Source organism: Nonomuraea sp. NPDC003560, from assembly GCF_042878785.1.
Classification (GTDB): Bacteria; Actinomycetota; Actinomycetes; order Streptosporangiales; family Streptosporangiaceae; genus Nonomuraea.
On the sequence record NZ_JBIAOF010000019.1, the window covers coordinates 1 to 19,708 of the forward strand.

The 19,708-nt window shown below is 72.2% G+C and carries 18 protein-coding genes; 10 read left to right on the forward strand and 8 right to left on the reverse strand.

Features of this window, described 5'->3' with window-relative positions; genetic code table 11:
- The 3 genes from ACFYUV_RS47315 to ACFYUV_RS47325 form a co-directional block, all read left to right on the forward strand.
- Positions 1–357: aldehyde dehydrogenase family protein (locus tag ACFYUV_RS47315; RefSeq protein WP_387681769.1), on the forward strand; the 357-nt coding region annotated here is incomplete at its 5' end.
- A gap of 85 nt (positions 358–442) precedes the next feature.
- The gene (locus tag ACFYUV_RS47320) at positions 443–1,612 is read left to right on the forward strand and encodes an extracellular solute-binding protein (RefSeq protein ID WP_387681772.1); all 1,170 of its coding nucleotides are present in this window, start codon (positions 443–445) and stop codon (positions 1,610–1,612) included.
- Positions 1,613–1,836: 224 nt separating this feature from the next.
- On the forward strand, positions 1,837–3,051 hold the full coding sequence (locus ACFYUV_RS47325; protein WP_352362956.1) for a saccharopine dehydrogenase C-terminal domain-containing protein: 1,215 nt from the start codon (positions 1,837–1,839) through the stop codon (positions 3,049–3,051).
- 33 nt (positions 3,052–3,084) lie between these two features.
- Here the strand turns inward: ACFYUV_RS47325 and ACFYUV_RS47330 are convergent, their stop codons facing one another.
- The gene (locus ACFYUV_RS47330; RefSeq protein ID WP_352362958.1) at positions 3,085–3,285 is read right to left on the reverse strand and encodes a hypothetical protein; all 201 of its coding nucleotides are present in this window, start codon (positions 3,283–3,285) and stop codon (positions 3,085–3,087) included.
- Positions 3,286–3,495: 210 nt separating this feature from the next.
- Complete coding sequence (gene gabT, locus ACFYUV_RS47335) at positions 3,496–4,824, reverse strand: 4-aminobutyrate--2-oxoglutarate transaminase (RefSeq protein ID WP_387681777.1); 1,329 nt, start codon at positions 4,822–4,824, stop codon at positions 3,496–3,498.
- Positions 4,825–4,948: 124 nt separating this feature from the next.
- Between gabT and ACFYUV_RS47340 the strand changes: the two genes are divergently transcribed.
- Positions 4,949–6,799, forward strand: coding sequence for a PucR family transcriptional regulator (locus ACFYUV_RS47340; RefSeq protein WP_387681779.1), 1,851 nt, complete (start codon positions 4,949–4,951; stop codon positions 6,797–6,799).
- Between the two features lie 65 nt (positions 6,800–6,864).
- On the opposite strand, the gene ACFYUV_RS47345 is transcribed toward ACFYUV_RS47340, so the two are convergent.
- The gene (locus ACFYUV_RS47345) at positions 6,865–7,512 is read right to left on the reverse strand and encodes a TetR/AcrR family transcriptional regulator (protein WP_352362964.1); all 648 of its coding nucleotides are present in this window, start codon (positions 7,510–7,512) and stop codon (positions 6,865–6,867) included.
- A gap of 291 nt (positions 7,513–7,803) precedes the next feature.
- Between ACFYUV_RS47345 and ACFYUV_RS47350 the strand changes: the two genes are divergently transcribed.
- The gene (locus ACFYUV_RS47350) at positions 7,804–9,231 is read left to right on the forward strand and encodes an aldehyde dehydrogenase family protein (RefSeq protein WP_387681782.1); all 1,428 of its coding nucleotides are present in this window, start codon (positions 7,804–7,806) and stop codon (positions 9,229–9,231) included.
- 106 nt (positions 9,232–9,337) lie between these two features.
- Here ACFYUV_RS47350 and ACFYUV_RS47355 read toward each other — a convergent pair whose 3' ends face one another.
- The gene (locus tag ACFYUV_RS47355) at positions 9,338–10,432 is read right to left on the reverse strand and encodes a trypsin-like serine peptidase (protein ID WP_387681784.1); all 1,095 of its coding nucleotides are present in this window, start codon (positions 10,430–10,432) and stop codon (positions 9,338–9,340) included.
- A 55-nt stretch (positions 10,433–10,487) separates the two neighbouring features.
- On the reverse strand, positions 10,488–11,501 hold the full coding sequence (locus tag ACFYUV_RS47360; RefSeq protein ID WP_387681786.1) for a peptidase: 1,014 nt from the start codon (positions 11,499–11,501) through the stop codon (positions 10,488–10,490).
- A gap of 198 nt (positions 11,502–11,699) precedes the next feature.
- Between ACFYUV_RS47360 and dxr the strand changes: the two genes are divergently transcribed.
- The 4 genes from dxr to ACFYUV_RS47380 all read left to right on the forward strand — a co-directional run bounded on the left by dxr (position 11,700) and on the right by ACFYUV_RS47380 (position 16,701).
- A complete protein-coding gene (gene dxr, locus ACFYUV_RS47365; protein WP_387681788.1) occupies positions 11,700–12,890 on the forward strand; it encodes a 1-deoxy-D-xylulose-5-phosphate reductoisomerase in 1,191 nt (396 codons plus the stop codon).
- Between the two features lie 40 nt (positions 12,891–12,930).
- Positions 12,931–14,100: a flavodoxin-dependent (E)-4-hydroxy-3-methylbut-2-enyl-diphosphate synthase gene (ispG, locus tag ACFYUV_RS47370; RefSeq protein WP_358298617.1), complete on the forward strand. Its 1,170-nt coding sequence runs from the start codon at positions 12,931–12,933 to the stop codon at positions 14,098–14,100.
- 129 nt (positions 14,101–14,229) lie between these two features.
- Positions 14,230–15,822 (forward strand): alpha/beta hydrolase, encoded by a 1,593-nt coding sequence (locus tag ACFYUV_RS47375; RefSeq protein ID WP_387681791.1) that lies wholly within the window; start codon positions 14,230–14,232, stop codon positions 15,820–15,822.
- Between the two features lie 36 nt (positions 15,823–15,858).
- The gene (locus ACFYUV_RS47380) at positions 15,859–16,701 is read left to right on the forward strand and encodes a GNAT family N-acetyltransferase (RefSeq protein ID WP_387682115.1); all 843 of its coding nucleotides are present in this window, start codon (positions 15,859–15,861) and stop codon (positions 16,699–16,701) included.
- Between the two features lie 11 nt (positions 16,702–16,712).
- Here ACFYUV_RS47380 and ACFYUV_RS47385 read toward each other — a convergent pair whose 3' ends face one another.
- From ACFYUV_RS47385 to ACFYUV_RS47395, 3 genes are read right to left on the reverse strand one after another with little or no spacing between them, the layout of a single operon-like run.
- Positions 16,713–17,090 carry a DUF3037 domain-containing protein gene (locus ACFYUV_RS47385; protein WP_387681794.1) on the reverse strand — a complete coding sequence of 126 codons (378 nt, stop codon included), beginning with the start codon at positions 17,088–17,090 and terminating at the stop codon, positions 16,713–16,715.
- Entirely contained in the window at positions 17,087–17,899 is an 813-nt protein-coding gene (locus ACFYUV_RS47390) for a HipA family kinase (RefSeq protein WP_387681797.1), read from the reverse strand. Before ACFYUV_RS47390 ends, ACFYUV_RS47385 begins: the two co-directional genes overlap by 4 nt.
- Positions 17,900–17,948: 49 nt before the next feature.
- Complete coding sequence (locus tag ACFYUV_RS47395; RefSeq protein WP_387681800.1) at positions 17,949–19,127, reverse strand: FAD-dependent oxidoreductase; 1,179 nt, start codon at positions 19,125–19,127, stop codon at positions 17,949–17,951.
- A gap of 62 nt (positions 19,128–19,189) precedes the next feature.
- On the opposite strand from ACFYUV_RS47395, the gene ACFYUV_RS47400 reads away from it, so the two are divergent.
- Positions 19,190–19,645, forward strand: a complete 456-nt coding sequence (locus ACFYUV_RS47400; RefSeq protein ID WP_358298608.1) for a MarR family winged helix-turn-helix transcriptional regulator — start codon at positions 19,190–19,192, stop codon at positions 19,643–19,645.
- Positions 19,646–19,708: the final 63 nt, after the last annotated feature.

The following is a 19,708-nucleotide window of genomic DNA, read 5'->3' on the forward strand; positions in this document are numbered from 1 at the left end:
ACCGAGGAGATCTTCGGTCCGGTGTTGTCGGTGGTGCGGGTGTCCTCGTACGAGGAGGGCCTGCGGGTGATCAACGAGGGTGTGTACGGCAACGGTACGGCGATCTTCACCAATGACGGGGGTGCGGCGCGCCGGTTCCAGAACGAGGTCGAGGTGGGGATGGTCGGGATCAACGTGCCGATCCCGGTGCCGATGGCGTTCTACAGTTTCGGTGGGTGGAAGTCGTCGTTGTTCGGTGACACGCATGTGCACGGCACCGAGGGGGTGCAGTTCTACACGCGGGGCAAGGTGGTGACCTCGCGCTGGCTGGACCCGTCCCACGGTGGTGTGAACCTCGGCTTCCCCACGAACGGGTAACTCACGCCTCACGGCCGGGAGGGACCGGCGTCCCTCCCGGTCCCGTCCCCGGTAAGCTCCAGCGCAACGGACAAGGGGGGACATCGTGAGACGCCGTCGCATATCCGCCGTGGCGCTGGCCGCGGCGGCGCTGGTCGCCGGCACGGGAGCGGTGTCCTCGGCTGCCGGGCAGGCGGCTCAGCAGGCAGCACAGCCGGCCGCCAAGCCCAGCCCGAAGCCGACCCCGTCGGCCACGCCGTCGCCCACGGCCACCCAGAGCGACGGCACGCTGCAGATCCTCACTTACCGCGGCTACGCCGAGTACGGCGGCCTCAGCTCCAAGGCCAACTGGGTCGGCTCCTTCGAGAAGGAGACCGGCTGCCGCCTGGCCCGCGTCGACACCGTCCGCACCGCCGAGGAGATGGAGCGGGCCGTCGCGGCCGCCGAGCGCCCGTACGACCTGATCTCGGCGGGCCCGGCGCTGGCCGGCGACCTGATCACGCGCAAGCTGGTGCAGCCGATCGACCCGGCCAAGGTGAGCGGCTACGACGACCTGAACGAGCGTTTCCGCGACATGACGAAGGTGTCCGGCAAGGTCTACGGCGTGCCGTTCCTGTGGGGGTACCACGAGTTCATCTACGACTCGGCCAGGGTCAAGGACGCGAGCATGAGCCAGGCGTTCGCCTCCGGCCGGGCCGCGCTCCGCGACACCCCGCTGACCATCGCCGACGCCGCGCTGACCGACGCCACCGTCAAGGACCCGTACGAGCTGAGCCCGGAGCAGCTCGACCGGGCCATGGCGCTGCTCGGGCAGCAGAAGGAGCGCACCTACTGGCGCAAGCCGATCGACCTGATCAAGGGCTTCGCCACCGGGTCGCTGGATTACGCGCAGGCCACACCGTACTATCGCCTGCTGCTGCAGAAGGCCGGCAAGCCGGTCCGGACGGTCGGCGCCAAGACGGCCACCGGCTGGCTCGACTCCTGGATGCTCGGCGCCAACCTGCCCGACACCACCTGTGCCTACCGCTGGCTGACCTGGATGACCGCGGCCGACGCCCAGCGCGACGCGGCCGCCTGGGTGGGGCTCGCGCCGGCCAACGACAAGGCGTGCAAGGGCCGGGCCAAGTCGATCTGCGACCTGTACGGCGCCGACGACCCCAAGCGGCTCGACCGGATTGCCTTCGCCGTCCGGCCGCCGGGCGGTTGCCGCGGCGAGGACGGGGAATGCACTGATTATGCCGTCTGGGGGAAACGGTGGGCCGAACTCGCCGAGTAGGTGAGATCTCCGCCCCCGCTCGACCCCATCGCGGGCGCGCCTTCCCCCGGGTGCGCCTGCTGAGACGCCCCGGGCCTTCCCCCCTGTCCCGGGGCGTCTCGCCGTCTCCGGGCTGAAGGACGTCCACGGCGTCTTGCTGTTCCCGGGCTGAAGAGCGTCCAGGTGCCGGGACTCGTCGGTGCGAAAATTCGACTGAATGACCAGTCAGTGAGTATGGTCTCTCCATGAGAATCCTTCTTGTCGGCGCCGGAGGCGTCGGCTCCGCCGTGGTGCCCATCGCCGCCCGCCGCCATTTCTACGAACACATCGTGGTGGCCGACTCCCAACAGAGCCGGGCGGCCCGCGCCGTCGCCGCCGTGGACGACCCCCGCTTCACCGCCATCCAGCTGGACGCCTCCGACCGGGCCCAGGTCGCCGCGGCGCTCCGGGAGCACCGATGTGACGTGCTGTTCAACGCGGTCGATCCGCGCTTCACGATGCCGCTGTTCGAGGCAGCCCTGGAGGCCGGGGCCCACTACCTGGACATGGCGATGTCGTTGTCGAAGCCGCATCCGCGCGAGCCGTACCGCAAGCCCGGGGTGAAGCTGGGGGACCGGCAGTTCGAGCGCGACGGCGAGTGGCGCGGCGCGGGCCGGCTCGCGCTGGTCGGCATGGGCGTCGAGCCGGGGCTCGCGGACGTGTTCGCCCGCTACGCCGCCGACCACCTGTTCGACGAGATCGACGAGATCGGCATCAGGGACGGCGCCAACCTCGTCGTGGACGGCTACGACTTCGCGCCCACGTTCTCCATCTGGACCACCATCGAGGAGTGCCTGAACCCGCCCGTCGTCTGGGAGGACGGGCAGTGGCGCACCACCGAGCCGTTCAGCGAGCCCGAGGTGTTCGACTTCCCCGACGGCATCGGGCCCGTGGAGTGCGTGAACGTCGAGCACGAGGAGGTGCTGCTCGTCCCGAGGTGGATCCCGGCGCGGCGGGTGACGTTCAAGTACGGGCTCGGCGAGGAGTTCATCGGCGTGCTGAAGACGCTGCGCAAGCTGGGCCTGGACAGCGCCGACAAGATCAGGGTGGGCGGGGCGGAGGTGGCGCCGCGCGACATGGTCGCCGCGAGCCTGCCGGACCCGGCGACGCTGGGCGCCCGCATGCGCGGCAAGACCTGCGCGGGCACGTGGGTCAAGGGCACCGGCAAGGACGGCTCGCCGCGCGAGGTGTACCTGTACCACGTGGTGGACAACGAGTGGTCGATGCGGGAGTACGGCTCCCAGGCCGTCGTGTGGCAGACGGCGATCCATCCGGTCGTCGCGCTGGAGCTGGTGGCGACCGGGGTGTGGAAGGGCGAGGGCGTGCTCGGCCCCGAGGCGTTCGACGCGGTGCCGTTCCTCGACCTGCTGCGCGAGTACGGCTCGCCGTGGGGCCTGCGCGAGACGGCCGCGGCGGCCTGACGGTCGTGACCGCCGGCCGGTCTAGCGGCCGGTCTAGCGGCCGGGGAAGGCCACCACGGTCGCCATGGGAGCGGGCAGGAGCGCCTCGGCGCATTCGGTGCAGGCGAGCACGGAGGAGTTGTCGGGCAGTTTGCCGACCCGGACCCGGGGCCGCGGCCACCTCTTGTGGCACACCACGCAGGCGTCGCCGTCGCGCTGGGCCGGCGTCAGGCCCTCAGGGTCGAACGTCAACATACTCCGTGCCGTTCTGGTGGGACCCCAGTTCATCACGCTCCCAGCTGCCATCGCCCCTCCGCATGTCCGGATCCGTTATAACCCTGACCGAGGCCGTGATCGTCTAGCTGAGCGTCAAGCCAGGGTGAATTCTCTACCCGAGTGACCTGCGTTACACACACAAAATCGGGCATCCAGCCGCAAGCCGGATGCCCGATTTTTCGGTCTTTGCTATAGAGCGGAGATGGCCTTCTCCAGGATCCCCAGGCCCTCCTCAAGCAGGTGCTCGGGCATGACCAGCGGGGGCAGGAAGCGCAGCACGTTGCCGTACGTGCCGGCGGTCAGGACCACCAGGCCCTCGGCGTGGCAGCGCTTGACGATCTCCTGGACGGCCGCCGGGTCCGGGTTCTTCGTGCCAGGCTCGACCAGCTCGATCGCGATCATCGCGCCGCGTCCGCGCACGTCGCCGATCGCCGGGAACCGCTCCTGGAGCGAGCGGAGGCGGGGGAGCATGATCTCGCCGATGCGGCGGGCCTTGGCGACCAGGTCCTCCGACTCGATGGTCTCCAGGACGCCGAGCGCGGCCTCGCAGGCCAGCGGGTTGCCGCCGTACGTGCCGCCCAGGCCGCCGACGTGCACGTGGTCCATCAGGTCGGCGCGGCCGGTCACGGCGGCCAGCGGCAGGCCGCCCGCGATGCCCTTGGCGGTGCAGATGATGTCGGGGACGACGCCCTCGTCCTCGCAGGCGAACAGGTGACCGGTACGCGCGAAGCCGGTCTGGACCTCGTCGGCCACGAACACGATGCCGTTCGCCCGGCAGAACTCGGCGATCCGCGGCAGGAAGCCCCTGGCCGGGACGATGAAACCGCCCTCGCCGGCGATCGGCTCGATCACCACGGCGGCCACGTTCTCCGCCCCGACCTGCTTGTTGATCTGGTCGATGGCCTGCGCGGCGGCCTCCTCCGCGCAGTTGTCCGCGCCCGTCGGCCAGCGGAACGGGTAGGCCAGCGGCACCCGGTACACCTCGGGCGCGTACGGGCCGAAGCCCTGCTTGTACGGCATGTTCTTGGCGGTCATGGTCATCGAGAGCAGCGTGCGGCCGTGGTAGCCGTGGTCGAACACCACGACGGCCTGCCTGCCGGTGGCGTGCCGGGCCACCTTGACGGCGTTCTCGACGGCCTCGGCGCCGGAGTTCACCAGGAAGGTGCGCTTCTCGTGGTCGCCGGGGGTCAGCTCGTTGAGCTTCTCGCAGACCTGCACGTACGACTCGTACGGGGTGACCATGAAACAGGTGTGGGTGAAGTCGGCCGCCTGCTTCTGGACGCGCTCGACGACCTTCGGCGCGGAGTTGCCCACGTTCGTCACGGCGATGCCGGAGCCGAAGTCGACTAGAGAGTTCCCGTCGGCGTCCTGGAGGATGCCGCCGCCGGCGCGGGTGACGAAGACCGGCAGCGTGGTGCCGATGCCGGAGGGGACGGCGGCCTGCTTGCGGGCCAGCAGCTCCTGCGACTTGGGGCCTGGGATCGCGGTCACGACGCGCCGCTCCTGGGGAATGCTCATGGGCTCGACGCTACGTCGGGCTCCGACCTGGGCCGATACGTCGATATGGCACACTGGGGGTGCTCGCCTTTGCCGGAATGGACAAACTCGTATGGCACCTTCGCTACGCACCGTGGCGCGACGGATGAAGTTGCGTCAGCTGGCGGGCGCGGCGGCCGCCGGAGCGCTCGACGCGGAGGTGCGCTGGGTGGCGGTCAGCGAGCTGGAGGACCCGACGCCGTTCCTTGAGGGCTCGGAGCTGCTGCTGACGACCGGGATCCGCCTGGAAGGCGACTTCTCCGGATATGTCGCCCGGCTGGTGAGCCGTGAGGTGGCCGGGCTCGGCTTCGGCGTCGGGCTCTCCCACGAGCACGTCCCGGCCGCCCTGGTCGCGGCCGCCGACGAGGCGGGGCTGCCGCTGTTCGAGGTGCCGCGCGAGACGCCGTTCATCGCCATCGGCAAGGTGGTCAGCGAGCTGCTCGCGGCCGAGCAGTACGACGAGATCACCCGCGCCTTCGCCGCGCAGGGGCGGCTGACCCGGGCGGCGCTGCGTCCGGAGGGCATGCACGCGGTCATCGACCGGGTGGCCAAGGAGATCGACGGGTGGGCGGCGCTGCTCGACGAGACGGGCGAGCTCCGGCACGCCACGCCGGGGGCCGACGTGCCGGTCGTGGTGGCCGAGCTGCGCCGGCTGCGCGCCGGCGGCCCGGCAAGACCCCAGCCCGACCAGACCGCCGGGGCAGAGCGCACTCTCACCGGCGAACCCGTCGCCACCGCGTGGCAGGGCGGCGAGCGGGTGCGCGGTGGCGCGCCGGGCGGGGAACGCGTGCGGGGTGGTGGCCTGGCTGGTGAGCGGATGGGCGGTGGCGCGCCGGCCGGCGAACGCGTGCGGGGTGGTGGCCAGGCTGGGCAGCGGGTGGGCGCCGGCGTGCCGGTCGGGGCGCGGAGGCGCGGTGCGGTCCAGGCCGGTGAGCGGGTGCCGGCGAGTCTCGCGTTGTCCGGGCCCGACGAGCACGTCGTGATCCAGCCGCTCGGCGGCGGTCCACGGCCGCGCGGCTTCTTCGCGGTCGGCGCCCGCAAGCCGTTCTCGCCGGTGACCCACACGGTGATCAACGCCGCCGGCTCGCTGCTCACGCTCGCCATGGAGCAGGGCAGGGCCCAGCGGGAGGCCGGCCGGCGGCTCCGCTCGGCCGTGCTGGAGCTGCTGCTCGGCGGGGCGGTCGAGCAGGCGCGGGCGGTGGCCGCCACGCTCGGCGCGCGGCTGCCCGGCGAGCCGCTGGTGGTCCTGGCGGCGGGCGCGGCCGCCCTGGAGACCCTGGAACCGCACGGCTTCACAGCGCTCCTCGACGACGGCACCGGCGGTGAAGGCGGCGCTCACGGCGGCGCTCACGGCGGCGCTCACGGCGGCGCTCACGGCGGCGCTCACGGCGGCGCTCACGGCGATGGTTCAGGCGGCGATCACGGTGGTGGTTCCGGCGGCGGTCACGGTGGTGGCAGCGGCAGGGGGAGGGGTGGCGGGTTTCAGGGCGGGGAGCCGGTGAGTGTCTGCCTGGTGTCCGAGGGGGGCGCGGAGAAGGTGGCGCGGGAGGTGGAGGGGCCGGTCGGGTTGAGCTCGCCCTGCCGCTACGACGGCCTGCGCGACGCGCTCGACCAGGCACGCCGCGCGCTGGCCCACAGCGACGGCGGCGTGACGCGCTTCGCCGACCTGGCCGGGCAGGGCCTGCTCGCGCTGCTGGACGCCGACACTCTGCGCGCGTTCTCCGGCGCGCTGCTGGCCCCGCTCACCGCGTACGGATCCCGCGCCGACCTGGTCGAGTCGCTGCGCGCCTACCTCGACAGCAACGGCCACTGGGACGCCGCCGCCCAGCGGCTCGGCGTCCACCGGCACACCCTGCGCTACCGCATGCGCCGCGTCGCCGAACTCCTCGGCCGCGACCTCGACGACCCGGGCGTACGGGCCGAGCTGTGGCTCGCCCTGGAGGCGGCCCGCCGCTGAGCCCACCGCTGGGCCCCTGGGCCACCGCTGGGCCCGCCGCTGGCCTGCGGGTGCTTCAGCGGCCTTCAGCGGCCGGGGGCCGAGGGCAGGCTGTCCTTGTCCACCAGGTAGCAGCAGATCGTGGCCAGGGTGACCGCCTCGTACGTGCGGTCGTCCCGCAGGTGGCCGGCCCGTTCCAGGCTGATCGCGCCCTGCGCGGCGGCCCAGAGCGCGTCGGCGATCTTGCGTGGCTGGGTCGGCGTCAGGTAGCCGGCGGAGATGCAGTCGGCGATCACCCGGTCGAGGATGTTCAGCGCCGCGCGGGCGAGCGTCCTGGCCCGCTCGCTGGGCTCGAAACCGGGGATGGCCCGTTCGAACATCAGGTTGTAGTAGCCGGGCTCGGACAGGCACGCCTGCCGGTAGGCGGGGCCGAGCGCGGTCAGGTACTCCAGCGGGTTGCGCCGCTGCGGGACCGCTTCGAGAAAGCGGCGGAAACGCTCGAAACCCTCCAGATACAGCGCCTCGGCCAGGCCCTCCCGGTTGCCGAACATCGTGTAGATGACGGTCGTCGTGCAGCCGGCCTCGGCCGCGATCCTGCGCATGGTCAGACTGTCGGGACCCTCGCTCTGAAGCAGGTTCACCGCTACGTCGAGCAGGCGGGAACGGAGTTCGTCGTGGGTGGCGCGCTCGCCCAGCAGGTAGGCGCCCTGCAGGCCCAGCGGGGTCGAGGTCATGCGACCTCCCCAGCGACCAAGGAGCTCAGTGTCCTTGTGACCTCACTTTGCTCGGTCACGGGGCCCACGCCTTTCTGATCGGGGGCCCACCGCGCTGGAGACCCGCACCCGATGACTTAGCCATGGCGGAGATCGCTCAAACCACTCCGCATGGTAAACATCCCGAATTGGGTCTACTTCTGTTACATCATGGGTATACACCAGGGCTTGTACTTAACGGTGAGCGCTCATGGGAGTCTTGTGCACCGTGGTGTAAATCCCCGGCCTCCCGCTTGGCATAACGTCGTGGGTATGGACGTGCGTACCTTCTGGCTTGCCGGCCGGCCCGCCACCGGCGAAACCGATCTCACCGTGACCAACCCCCATGACGGTCGTGCGGTCGGCCGGTACTCCGTACCGACCGATGCTCAGGTCGAGGAGGCCGCCGCGGCCGCCCACGCGGTCTCGCGCGAGGCCGCCGCGCTGCCCGTGCACGTACGTGCCGAGGCCCTGGCCCACGTCTCGCGCCGACTGGCCGAGCGGGCCGACGAGATCGCCCACCTGATCACCGCCGAGAACGGCAAGCCGATCTTCTGGGCGCGCGGCGAGGTCAACCGCGCCATCTCCACGTTCCGCTTCGCCGCCGAGGAGGCCCGCCGCTGGTCCGGCCAGGTGCAGCGGCTCGACACCGAGCCGGCCGCCGCGGGCCGTCTCGCCTACGTCTCCCGCGTGCCCAAGGGCCCGGTGCTGGCGATCACCCCGTTCAACTTCCCGCTGAACCTGGTCGCCCACAAGGTCGCGCCCGCCATCGCCGTCGGCGCCCCGATCATCGTCAAGCCCGCGCCGGCCACGCCGTTGTCCTCGCTGGTTCTCGGCGAGATCCTGGCCGAGACCGACCTGCCCGCGGGCATGTTCTCGGTGCTGCCCGTGCAGAACGAGCGCGCCGCCGCCCTCGTCGACGACCCCCGCCTGCCCGTGGTCTCCTTCACCGGCTCCGCGCCCGTCGGCTACGCCATCGCCGACCAGGTGCCGCGCAAGCACGTGACCCTGGAGCTGGGCGGCAACGCCGCGGCCGTCGTGCTGGCCGACGCCGACCTCGACTGGGCCGCGCAGCGCATCGCCCTGTTCTCCAACTACCAGGCCGGTCAGAGCTGCATCGCCGTCCAGCGGGTGATCGTCGAGCAGCCGGTCTACGACGCGTTCGTCGAGCGGCTGCTGCCGGCCGTCGGCGCGCTCGTCACGGGTGACCCGGCCGACGAGAAGACCCAGGTCGGGCCGCTGGTGTCGGAGGCCGCCGCCGAGCGTGTGGAGCAGTGGGTGCGCGAGGCGGTCGCCGCCGGCGCCCGCGTCCTGGCCGGCGGCACCCGCGAGGGCGCCACGGTCGCGCCGACCGTGCTGGCCGACGTCCCGCACGACGCCAAGGTGGCCTGCGAGGAGGTCTTCGGGCCGGTCATGATCCTCCAGCCGGCCGCGTCGATCGACGAGGCGTACGCCATGGTCAACGACTCCAAGTACGGCCTCCAGGCCGGCGTCTTCACCCGCTCCCTGGACGCCGCCTTCAAGGCCAACCGCGAGCTGGAGGTCGGCGGCGTGATCATCGGCGACGTGCCGTCGTACCGGGCCGACCAGATGCCGTACGGCGGCGTGAAGGACTCCGGCATCGGCCGCGAGGGCCTGCACTCGGCCATGGAGGACCTGACCTACGAGAAGGTCATGGTGCTCACCGGCCTGTCGCTGTAGCTCCCGGCCCGCCCCGCGCCTCCCCGGCGCGGGGCGGTCGTGCGTCCGGCGCCGTTTCTCAGGCGCGTTCGGCGGTGGCTTTCAAGCGCGCGTCCGGCGGTGGCTTTCAGGCGCGTTCGGCCGTGGCGTAGACCGTCTTGGCGGCCTGGCCGAAGTACGGGCCGTACATGGTGTGCTGGTCGTCGCTGTACTTGAAGCTGCTCAGCGAGGTGACCGTGCCGCGGCCGGTCATCGGGTCGAAGCCGGACAGCCAGGGGCCGCCGCTCGACCCGGCGGTCATGGCGCAGCCCAGCCCCTGGTCGTGCGTCTGCTTGTACGGGTCGTCGCGCAGCCGCCCGGCGCAGTAGACGAGCTGGTCGCCGTCGTAGGGCGGGTCGGCCGGGTAGCCGAAGCCGTAGGTCTGGCCGCCGCGCGCGGTGTTGAAGGCGATGTCCTGGGTGCCCACCACGTCGGCGACGTGCCGCCCGCCCGAGGTGGCCAGGGCGACCATGCCGACGTCGTGGTTGTCGTCGCCCGAGCGCGACCAGGGGGCGGACACGAACATGCGGCGGGCCGCGTACTGGCCGTAGGGCTGCTCGCCGCCCCTGCCGTAGCCGGGGACGAACGTCCAGTTCTGGGCCCATTCGCCGGCGCCGTCCTTGACGCAGTGGCCGGCGGTGACGACGAGGTCTCTGCTGGCGCTGGTGACCGTGCTGGCCGAGCAGACGAAGTCGGCGCCCGCCAGGGTCAGGAACACCCGCCCGGTGGTCCTGGTCACGGCTCCGCCGGTGCTCCAGCGCGCGCCGATCGTGCTGGCCTGGGGCCGTGACGACGCCTGGTGCCGGCGGCCGACGTTGATCTCGGTGCGGCCGCCGGACCCGTCGGTCCCGCCGGACCCGCCGGGCTTCGCCTGCACCCCGCCGCGCCCGGTCAGGCCGCCGAGCAGGCCGTCGCCGTCGGTCACGGAGTCGAGCAGACCGATGGGCAGGGCCGCCGCCATGCGTTGCGGGGTCCAGTAGCCGAGCACGCGCCGCTGCTCGGCGTCGCTCCGCGCGGCCTCGTGCTCGACCACCATGCTCCGCCGGGCCGCGGTGTGCTCGACGGCCTGCTCGACGGCGGGACGATCGACCTGGTGCTGGCCGGGGACCGCGCCGAGGATCGCCGGTCCCGTCAGCCCCGCGATCAGCGGGGCGGCCGCAAGCAGGGAGGTGCTCAGGGTCATGGCCCCCGAGTGTGCACCACGACGTGTGTTCTTGTGGCTACTTTCCGTAAATTGATCAGAGTGTGCCGGTGGTCTGCGCTGCTTGGTACACGGCCTGCGCTTCGTTTCCGAAATACGGGCCGAACATCCAGTTGGGGGCGAAGTTGTATTTGAAGCTGTTGACCGAGTTCTGCGTGCCGAGACCGGTCGACTCGTCGAAATTCAGCATCCACGGGCCGCCGCTCGCGCCGCCGGTCATGTCGCAGGTCAGACCGAGGTCGTCGGAGAGCAGGAAGTCGTCGAACGTGCGGCCGCTGCAGTAGATGAGCTTCGAGCCGTCGTAGGGGGCGGCGGCCGGGTAGCCGAAGGAGTACATCTGCCGGCCACGCGGCTGGTTGAAGGCCACGCCCTGGCCGCCGACGACGTCCACCAGGCTCTTGCCGTCCACCTGGGCCACCACGGCGGCGGCCACGTCGAAGTTGACGTCCTCACTGGCGTTCCACTGGGGGGTGGTCAGCAGCTTGGCGGCCGGCCAGGTGCCGAAGGGGCGCTGGCCGGCGGCGTAGCCGGGCACGAACACCCAGTTCGTGTGGAAGGCGCCGCCGAGCTTGACGCAGTGGCCGGCGGTCAGCACCACGCTCTTGTTCGCGCTGGTCACCGCCGAGCCCGAGCAGGAGGCGCTGCGTCCCTGGTAGGTGAAGAAGACCCGGCCGGTGGTCTTCACGGCGGCGCCGCCGCCGCTCCAGGGGGCGCCGGAGCTGTTGGCCGACCGGAGCTGCCGCCCGTCGTCCCGGCCGCCGGTGGGCGGCGCCTGCCAGGGGGTGCCGCCGCCGGGCTCGCCGGGCTCGGCCGCCGCGCTGTGGGCCGACTTCCCGCCGTTCTCGGGCGCGGGCAGGTCGAGCGGCTGCGCGCTCTCCATGCGGGCCTCGGTCCAGTACCGCGTGACCTGCCGTTGCTCGGACGTCGAGTCCGCGGCGGCGTGCTGGGCGGGACGGGGTGCCGCGCCGGCCTGGGCCGCGGTGCCCGGGAGCAGGGCGATGCTCCCGGCGGCGAGGGTGAGGATGGAGAGCAGGGCAAATCTGCGGGGCATTACGTAACCTCCCGAAACCGGAGCTGGGGCTTGGAAGGTAGCCGCACAATAATCAGGATTTCTCAAGATATGCGCATCCCGATATAGCGATATTTGGACTTAAATGGCCTGGGTTATCGCGCGTCACTCAGGAGCCGGGATCGCGCCGGTCGGCCCCTCACGTGCCCGTCCGCGTCCGGCAGCGGGGACAATGGACACGTGCATGCAGAGACCCTCCGCTCCGTCGTCGTGCTCGGCTCCACCGGCTCGGTCGGCACCCAGGCCCTCGACGTCATCGCCGCCGACCCCACCGGGTTCGAGGTCACCGGGCTCGCGGCCGGGGGCGGCAGGGTCGAGGAGCTGGCCGCGCAGGCGGCCCGGTTCGGCGTGGAGGTCGTGGCGGTGGCCGACGCCGCCGCCGTCCCGGCGCTGAAGGAGGCGCTGGCCGCGCGCGGGGCGTCCCCCGTCGTGCTGGGCGGCCACGAGGGCGTCGCCGAGGTCGCGGGCTGGCGGTGCGACACCGTGCTCAACGGCATCACCGGCGCGCTGGGCCTGACGTCCACGCTGGTCGCGCTGGAGGCCGGCCGCACGCTCGCGCTGGCCAACAAGGAGTCCCTGATCATCGGCGGGCCGCTGGTCAAACGGCTGGCCGCGCCGGGGCAGATCCTGCCGGTCGACTCCGAGCACTCGGCGGTGCAGCAGTGCCTGTGGGCGTCCGGCCCCGGCGGCCACGACCCCGCCGTCGTCAGGCAGCTCGTCATCACCGCCAGCGGCGGCCCGTTCAGGGGCATGAAGCGCGAGGAGATGGCCGACGTCACCCCCGAGATGGCGCTGGCCCACCCGACCTGGTCCATGGGCCCGGTCATCACCATCAACTCCGCCACCCTGGTCAACAAGGGGCTGGAGGTCATCGAGGCCCACCTGCTGTTCGACATCGGCTTCGACCGCATCGAGGTCGTCGTCCACCCGCAGTCGGTGATCCACTCCATGGTCGAGTACGTCGACGGCTCCACCATCGCCCAGGCCAGCCCGCCCGACATGCGCCTGCCGATCGCGCTCGCGCTGGCCCATCCGGCCCGCGTGCCCGGCGCCGCCCGGCCCGTCGACTGGACCAAGGCCCACACCTGGACCTTCGAGCCGCTCGACGACGCGGCCTTCCCGGCCGTCGCGCTGGCCCGGCACGTCGGCGCCGAGGGCGGCACCGCGCCCGCCGTCTACAACGCCGCCAACGAGGTCTGCGTCGAGGCGTTCACCAGGGGCGGGCTGCGTTTCCCCGCGATCGTCGACACGGTCGCCAAGGTCGTCGAGGAACACCGCGTCACCCCGGCCTCCAGCGTGGAGGAGGTGCTGGCCGCCGACGCCTGGGCCCGGGCGCGTGCGGCCGAACTCACAGCCGGGCAGTCCTTCTAGCTACCTAGACTGGGTAGCGTCGTCACACCTAAGGGTAGAAATGTCTTCTGTAGCACTCGGCATCCCGACGGTCCGCCCCAAGCCGCTCGCCGAACGCCGGCACTCCCGCCAGATCATGGTCGGCAGCGTTCCCGTGGGCGGCGACGCGCCCGTCTCCGTCCAGTCGATGACGACGACGGTCACCGCCGACGTCAACGCCACGTTGCAGCAGATCGCCGAGCTGACGGCGTCCGGCTGCCAGATCGTGCGCGTGGCCGTCCCGTCGCAGGACGACGCGGACGCGCTGCCGATCATCGCGAAGAAGTCCCAGATCCCGGTCATCGCCGACATCCACTTCCAGCCGAAGTACGTGTTCGCGGCCATCGAGGCGGGCTGCGCGGCGGTCCGCGTCAACCCGGGGAACATCAAGAAGTTCGACGACAAGGTGGGCGAGATCGCCAGGGCGGCCGCCGACCACGGCGTGCCGATCAGGATCGGCGTCAACGCCGGGTCGCTCGACCCCCGCCTGCTCCAGAAGTACGGCAAGGCCACGCCCGAGGCGCTGGTGGAGTCCGCGCTGTGGGAGTGCTCGCTGTTCGAGGAGCACGGCTTCAGGGACATCAAGATCTCGGTCAAGCACAACGACCCGGTCGTCATGATCAACGCCTACCGGCTGCTCGCCGCCAAGTGCGACTACCCGCTCCACCTCGGCGTCACCGAGGCCGGCCCCGCCTTCCAGGGCACGGTCAAGTCCGCCGTGGCGTTCGGCGCGCTGCTGGCCGAGGGCATCGGCGACACCATCCGCGTCTCGCTGTCCGCGCCGCCCGTCGAGGAGGTCAAGGTCGGCGCCCAGATCCTGGAGTCGCTGGGGCTGCGCGAGCGGGGGCTGGAGATCGTCTCCTGCCCGTCGTGCGGCCGGGCCCAGGTCGACGTCTACACGCTGGCCGAGCAGGTCCAGGCGGGCCTGGAGGGGCTCAAGGTCCCGCTGCGGGTGGCCGTCATGGGCTGCGTCGTCAACGGTCCCGGCGAGGCGCGCGAGGCCGACCTCGGCGTCGCCTCCGGCAACGGCAAGGGCCAGATCTTCGTCAAGGGCGAGGTCATCAAGACCGTGCCCGAGTCGCAGATCGTCGAGACCCTGATCGAGGAGGCCCTGCGGCTGGCCGAGGAGATGGGCGTCGAGGTCGACCTCGACGACGACGACGTCTCCGGGCCCCAGGTGACCGTGGGCTGAGTGCCCCGAGGGGCCGGTCACCCGGTGCAATGGCCCCATTACAATCTGGCAAGCCTTTCCCCATACCCGGCGTCATGACCCGCTCGCCCGCGGGAGCATCACAGGGCCATGACGAGGGGGAGGGGCTGGGTGAAGCGCGTATTCAGTGTTGCCGTCGGCATCGCGGTGCTGGTCGCCGGGGTTGTCAGCGCGGACGGTGTGGCGTCGGCCGGCAGGGGCGCGGCCTGGGGGGCGCAACAGGTGGTGTGGGGTCCGTGCCCGGCGAAGGAGGGCAAGACGGTCCGGGCCGACCTGGAGTGCGCCACCGTACGCGTGCCGCTCGACTACCGCGACCCCTGGGGCCAGTCGATCAAGCTGGCGATCAACCGCATCAAGGCCAAGGTGTCCAGGGACGGCAACCATCTCGGCACCCTGCTGATCAACCCGGGCGGCCCGGGGGCCTCGGGCCGTGACCTGACCGAGTTCGTCTCGAACGGGCTGCCGAACAGGCTGGGCGAGCGCTACGACGTCGTCGGGTTCGACCCGCGCGGGGTCGGCGGCAGCGAGCCGTCGCTCCACTGCGTGGACCCCGACACCTACTACCGGGCGCCGCGGCCCGACGCGGTGCCGCACACGGCCGCCGACGAGAGCAGGCTGCTGGCCAGGGCCGACGAGTACGCCACCCGCTGCGGCGACCTCTGGGCCTGGATGCTGCCGCACCTGACGACCGAGAACTCGGCCAGGGACATGGACACGATCAGGGCGGCGCTGGGCGAGGAGAAGATCAGCTACCTGGGCTACTCGTACGGCACCTACCTCGGGGCCGTCTACGCCACCCTGTTCCCGCAGCGGGTCAGGCGGCTGGTCATGGACAGCACGGTCAACCCCGAGGGCGTCTGGTACCGGTCGAACCTGGGCCAGGACGTCGCCTTCGAACGCCGCCACCGCGCCTTCCTGTCCTGGACGGCCCGGCACAACGACGTCTACCGGCTGGGCGGCACGCTGAAGCAGACCTCGTTCGCCTACTACGCGATGCGCGACCGGCTGCGCACCCGCCCGGCCGGCGGCGTGGTCGGGCCGAGCGAGCTGGACGACACCTTCACCCTCGGCGGGTACACCGACCGGGTGTGGCCGGAGTTCGCCCGCGCCTGGTCCGCCTACGTGCGCAAGGGCGACGTGCAGCCGCTGGTGGAGGCGTACAACCGGCGCGGCAAGAACGACGCCGACGACGAGAACGGCTACGCCGTCTACCTCGGCGTGCAGTGCCGCGACGCGGCGTGGCCGCGCGACTGGGCCAAGTGGCGCACCGACATGACCCGGCTCCACCACCGGGCGCCGTTCCTGACCTGGCCGAACGCCTGGTTCAACGCGCCGTGCGCGTTCTGGCCGGTCAAGGGCGGCACGCCGGTCGCGGTGCACGGCTCGCCGAAGCTGCCGCCGGTGTTGTTCCTGCAGTCGCGCGACGACGCCGCGACGCCGTACCGGGGGGCGCTGGCCATGCACCGGCGATTCCCGCGCAGCGGCATGGTGATCGACGAGGGCGGCAACCACGGCGTGTCGCTGGCCGGCAACCGGTGCGTGGACGGCCACCTCGCCGCGTACCTGGCCGACGGCACGCTGCCGGCCCGGACGGCGTCCTGCGCGGCCCTGCCGGACCCGGCTCCGGCCGCCCACATGGCCGCCCACATGACCGCGCGCGGCGCGCAGGGTCACGATCGGCTCACCGACGTGCTGTCCCGGTGAGCTATTCGGGGGACGTTCGCGTAGTCTGACCATGTGATGCTGCGTACATCGGCGTCGCGCGTGCTCGACGACAGCGACCGGGACGAGGTTCTCGCCCTGCTTGACTGCGATCCGGTCGCCAACGTCTTCGTCTCCTCCCGGGTGCGGGCCGTCGGACTCCATCCGGCACGCCTCGGGGGGCAGATGTGGGGATTCGGGCCGCGCGGCGGGCTCGTGTCGCTCTGTTACGCCGGCGCGAACATGGTGCCGGTCAACGCCGGCCCCGAGGCCGTGCACGCGTTCGCCGACCGTGCCCGCAAGCAGGGGCGCAGGTGCTCGTCCATCGTGGGCCCCGTCGAGGCGGTGTCCCTGCTGTGGGAGCGGCTGGAGCCGCACTGGGGCAGGGCGCGGGCCATCCGGTGGGCGCAGCCGGTGATGGCGACCTCCAGCAAGGCTCCCGTGCCCGCCGATCCGCTGGTGCGCCGGGTGCGGCCCGAGGAGTTCGACATCGTGCTGCCGGCGTGCGTGGCGATGTTCACCGAGGAGGTGGGCGTCTCGCCCAACCTCGGCGACGGCGGCGCGCTCTACCGCACCCGGGTCGCCGAGCTGATCCGCATCGGCCGCTCCTACGCGCGCATCGACGACGGCCGGGTGGTGTTCAAGGCCGAGGTGGGCGCGGTCACGCCGCACGCCTGCCAGATCCAGGGCGTGTGGGTGGCCCCCGACCAGCGCGGCAAGGGCCACGCGGTGGCGGGCATGGCGGCGGTCGTGGAGGCGGCGATGAGCTGCTTCGCCCCCGTCGTGTCGCTCTACGTCAACGACTTCAACCACTCGGCGCGGGCCGTCTACCGCAAGGTGGGGTTCCGCGAGGTGGACACCTTCATGTCGGTGTTGTTCTGAGGGTGTGCGGCTCAGAGGCCGACCAGCTTGTCGAAGAGGCGGGCCAGCTCGGTGGCGGGGTCGGCGGTGAGGCCGGCGTGCACCGGGCCGGTCTGGACGATCGTGCTGCGCGGCGCGGTCAGCCAGCGGAACCGGCCGCCCAGCGGCTCGCCCGCGAGGGGGCCCGGCCGGTCGCCGCAGGCCCGCTCGTAGGCGCTGAGCGCGTGGCGCACGCCGTCGAGGTCGGCGCCGGGGTCGAGGGCGCGCAGGCGGGCCGGGGCGAGGTGCACGCGCGCGCACAGGTAGTCGCGCGGCTGGCAGTAGAGCAGCACGCCGGCGTTGATCAGCTCGCCGCGCTCGATCTTCGGCATGACGCGGATCACCGCGTACTCGTAGACGTCTCTGGTCACCGGCTGCCTCCCCGCCAGAACTCGCCGACCGAGCCGGGCCCCGCTGCCCTGCGTTCCTTGTCGGGGCCGCGCAGCAGCCATTCGCGCGGGCCGTGCGCCCGGCTCAGCAGATGGCCGATGTAGGCCTCCCGCACGGCCTGGGCTGAGTCGAAGCCCGGCTCGCCGTCGAGCCATTCGTCGGGCACCAGGGCCGTCACCTCGCCGAGCAGCTCGCGGGTGATCCGGCCGGCCAGGTCGTCGCCGGCGGCGAGCACGTCGGGCGCGAACGGCGCGAGCACGTGGTCGCCGGTGTCGAAGGGGCGCTGCGGGTCGGCCGTGCGCCAGTTGTGGTGGAACCACAGGGCCGCGCCGTGGTCGATGAGCCAGGTGTCGCGGTGCCAGACCAGCAGGTTGGGGTTGCGCCAGCTCCGGTCGATGTTGTGGATCAGCCCGTCGAACCAGACGACCCTGGAGGCGAACATCGGGTCGGGGATCCAGCCCAGCGGGTCGAACCCGAGCGCGCCGGGCAGGAAGTCGACCGCCAGGTTGAGGCCGGTGCTGGCCTTGAGGAGGTCCTGGACCTCCTCGTCGGGCTCGCGGACGCCGAGCTGCGGGTCGAGGTCGATGAGCTTGAGCTCGGGGGTGCGCAGCCCCAGCCGGCGGCCCAGCTCGGCGGCGATGATCTCCGCGACGAGCACCCGCCGGCCCTGCCCCGCCTCGCGGAACTTCACCACGTACGTGCCGAGGTCGTCGGCCTCGACGACGCCCGGCAGCGACCCGCCCTCCCGCAGCGGGGTCACATATCGGGTGGCTGCGATCTTTTCCAGCACGGGACGAGGCTATCGTCCCCCTGGCCTCCATCCGTAACTCCGGGCCGGTTCAACGCGCCGGTGGCCGGACAGGACGGGCGAAAGGGGCGAACGGCTGCTGCAACGAGGCTTCGACGGCGGTGAACGCGTAGTCGAGCATGGCGTGCTCGTAGGCCGTCTTCGCCTCGGTGAGCGGGCGGCCTGCGGCGGCGGCCGCGGCCAGGCCCGCGCTCAGGATGTGGGCGTCGCGCAGCGCGACGTTCGCGCCCTCGCCGCGTCCCGGGCTCATGCTGTGCACGGCGTCGCCGAGCAGGGTCACCGCGGGCTCGTCCCAGGGGCGTACGCGCCGGGCCGAGTGGGTGTGCACCAGGAACGTCGCCTCGGGGTCGGCCCGCTCGACGATCCGGCGCACGCCCTCGTGCCAGCCGGCGACCGTGGCGAGCGCGAGCCGGTGCAGGGCGGCGGGGGAGGTGTCGTCCGGCCGGGGGCCTGGGGCGGTCAGCGTCCAGGAGAAGTAACCGGGGACGTCGGTCAGCTCCACGCCGGGGGCGTGCCGGGCGGCGGCCTCGGCCACCGGCGCGCAGGGGCGGCAGGTGGCGACCGAGATCGCGGTGTGGTCGGGCGCGGTGACCCGGTTGAAGGTGTCGACCAGGTCGGGAGGCGTGGCGGCCAGCAGGTCGGGGGTCAGGGCGGTCCTGCCGTACAGGGCCCAGTCGAGCCGGTCCACGACGGCGTCGGGGAGGAGCTGGGCGCGGACGCGGGAACCGACGCCGTCCGCCCCGGCGAGCAGGTCGCCGTCCAGGGCGGAGCCGTCGGCGAGATGGGCGCGGACGCGGTCGCCGGGCAGCGGCTCGTACCGGGTGAACTCGGTGCCGAAGCGCACGTCGAGGCCGGACAGCAGGATCTCGCGCAGGGTGAGCCGGTTGACGCCGAAGCCGTCCACGCCGGGGAGCTGGGGCGGGACGTCCTTGGAGAACTTGGGGACCAGCCGGGTGTCCATGAACGTCATGCGGGTGGCCGGGCGGATGGAGGTGGCCACGGCCAGGTCGTACAGGCCGGGGGGCAGGCACGCGCGCAGCGCCGCGGCGCCGGTCTCCTTGAGGCTGATGCGGTAACCCTGGGCGCGGTGGCCGGCCGAGGGGTCGCGCTCCAGGACGGTGGTCTGGAGACCCGCCTTGCGCAGGCCCTGGGCCAGGGATAAGCCGCCGATGCCGCCTCCTGCGACGATGACGTGGGCAGAAGTGTCCATGGATCCGACGATAGACGATAGCTGTCGCGACAGTAAATGCTTGCGCCAGCTATTCTGGTCGCGTGACCGACGATCGTTTGCCGCCGCCGTTCGAACTGGTGCTGGGCGGCGGGTCGCTGCTCGTGCAGGTGGGGCGGGAGCTCAACACCGAGACCGAGCGCCGCCTGGCGCCGCTCGGGCTCACGGCGCAGCAGGCGGCGCTGCTGCTGCACGCGGCGGGCGGGCGCAGCACGCCCGGCGTGCTGAAGGGCCGGCTCGGCACGGACACGGCCGGGATGACCCGGCTGCTGGACCGGCTGGAGGCCAAGGGGCTGCTGCGGCGGGTCCGGCGGCCCGAGGACCGGCGCTCGGTCGTCATCGAGCTGACGGACGAGGGGCACGCGCTGGTGCCGCGCCTGCCGCCGATCTTCGGCGGGGTCAGCCGCCAGGTCTTCTCGGGCTTCTCCGGGGAGGAGATCGAGCAGGTCACGGGCATGCTGCGGCGGATCATGGCCAACCTGGCCGAAGGGGGATCGTGACCGGGGCGCGCGCGTGCCGCGCTCCCGGCCAGGATCGTCGGAGGTGCCGGGTTCCGGGTTCCG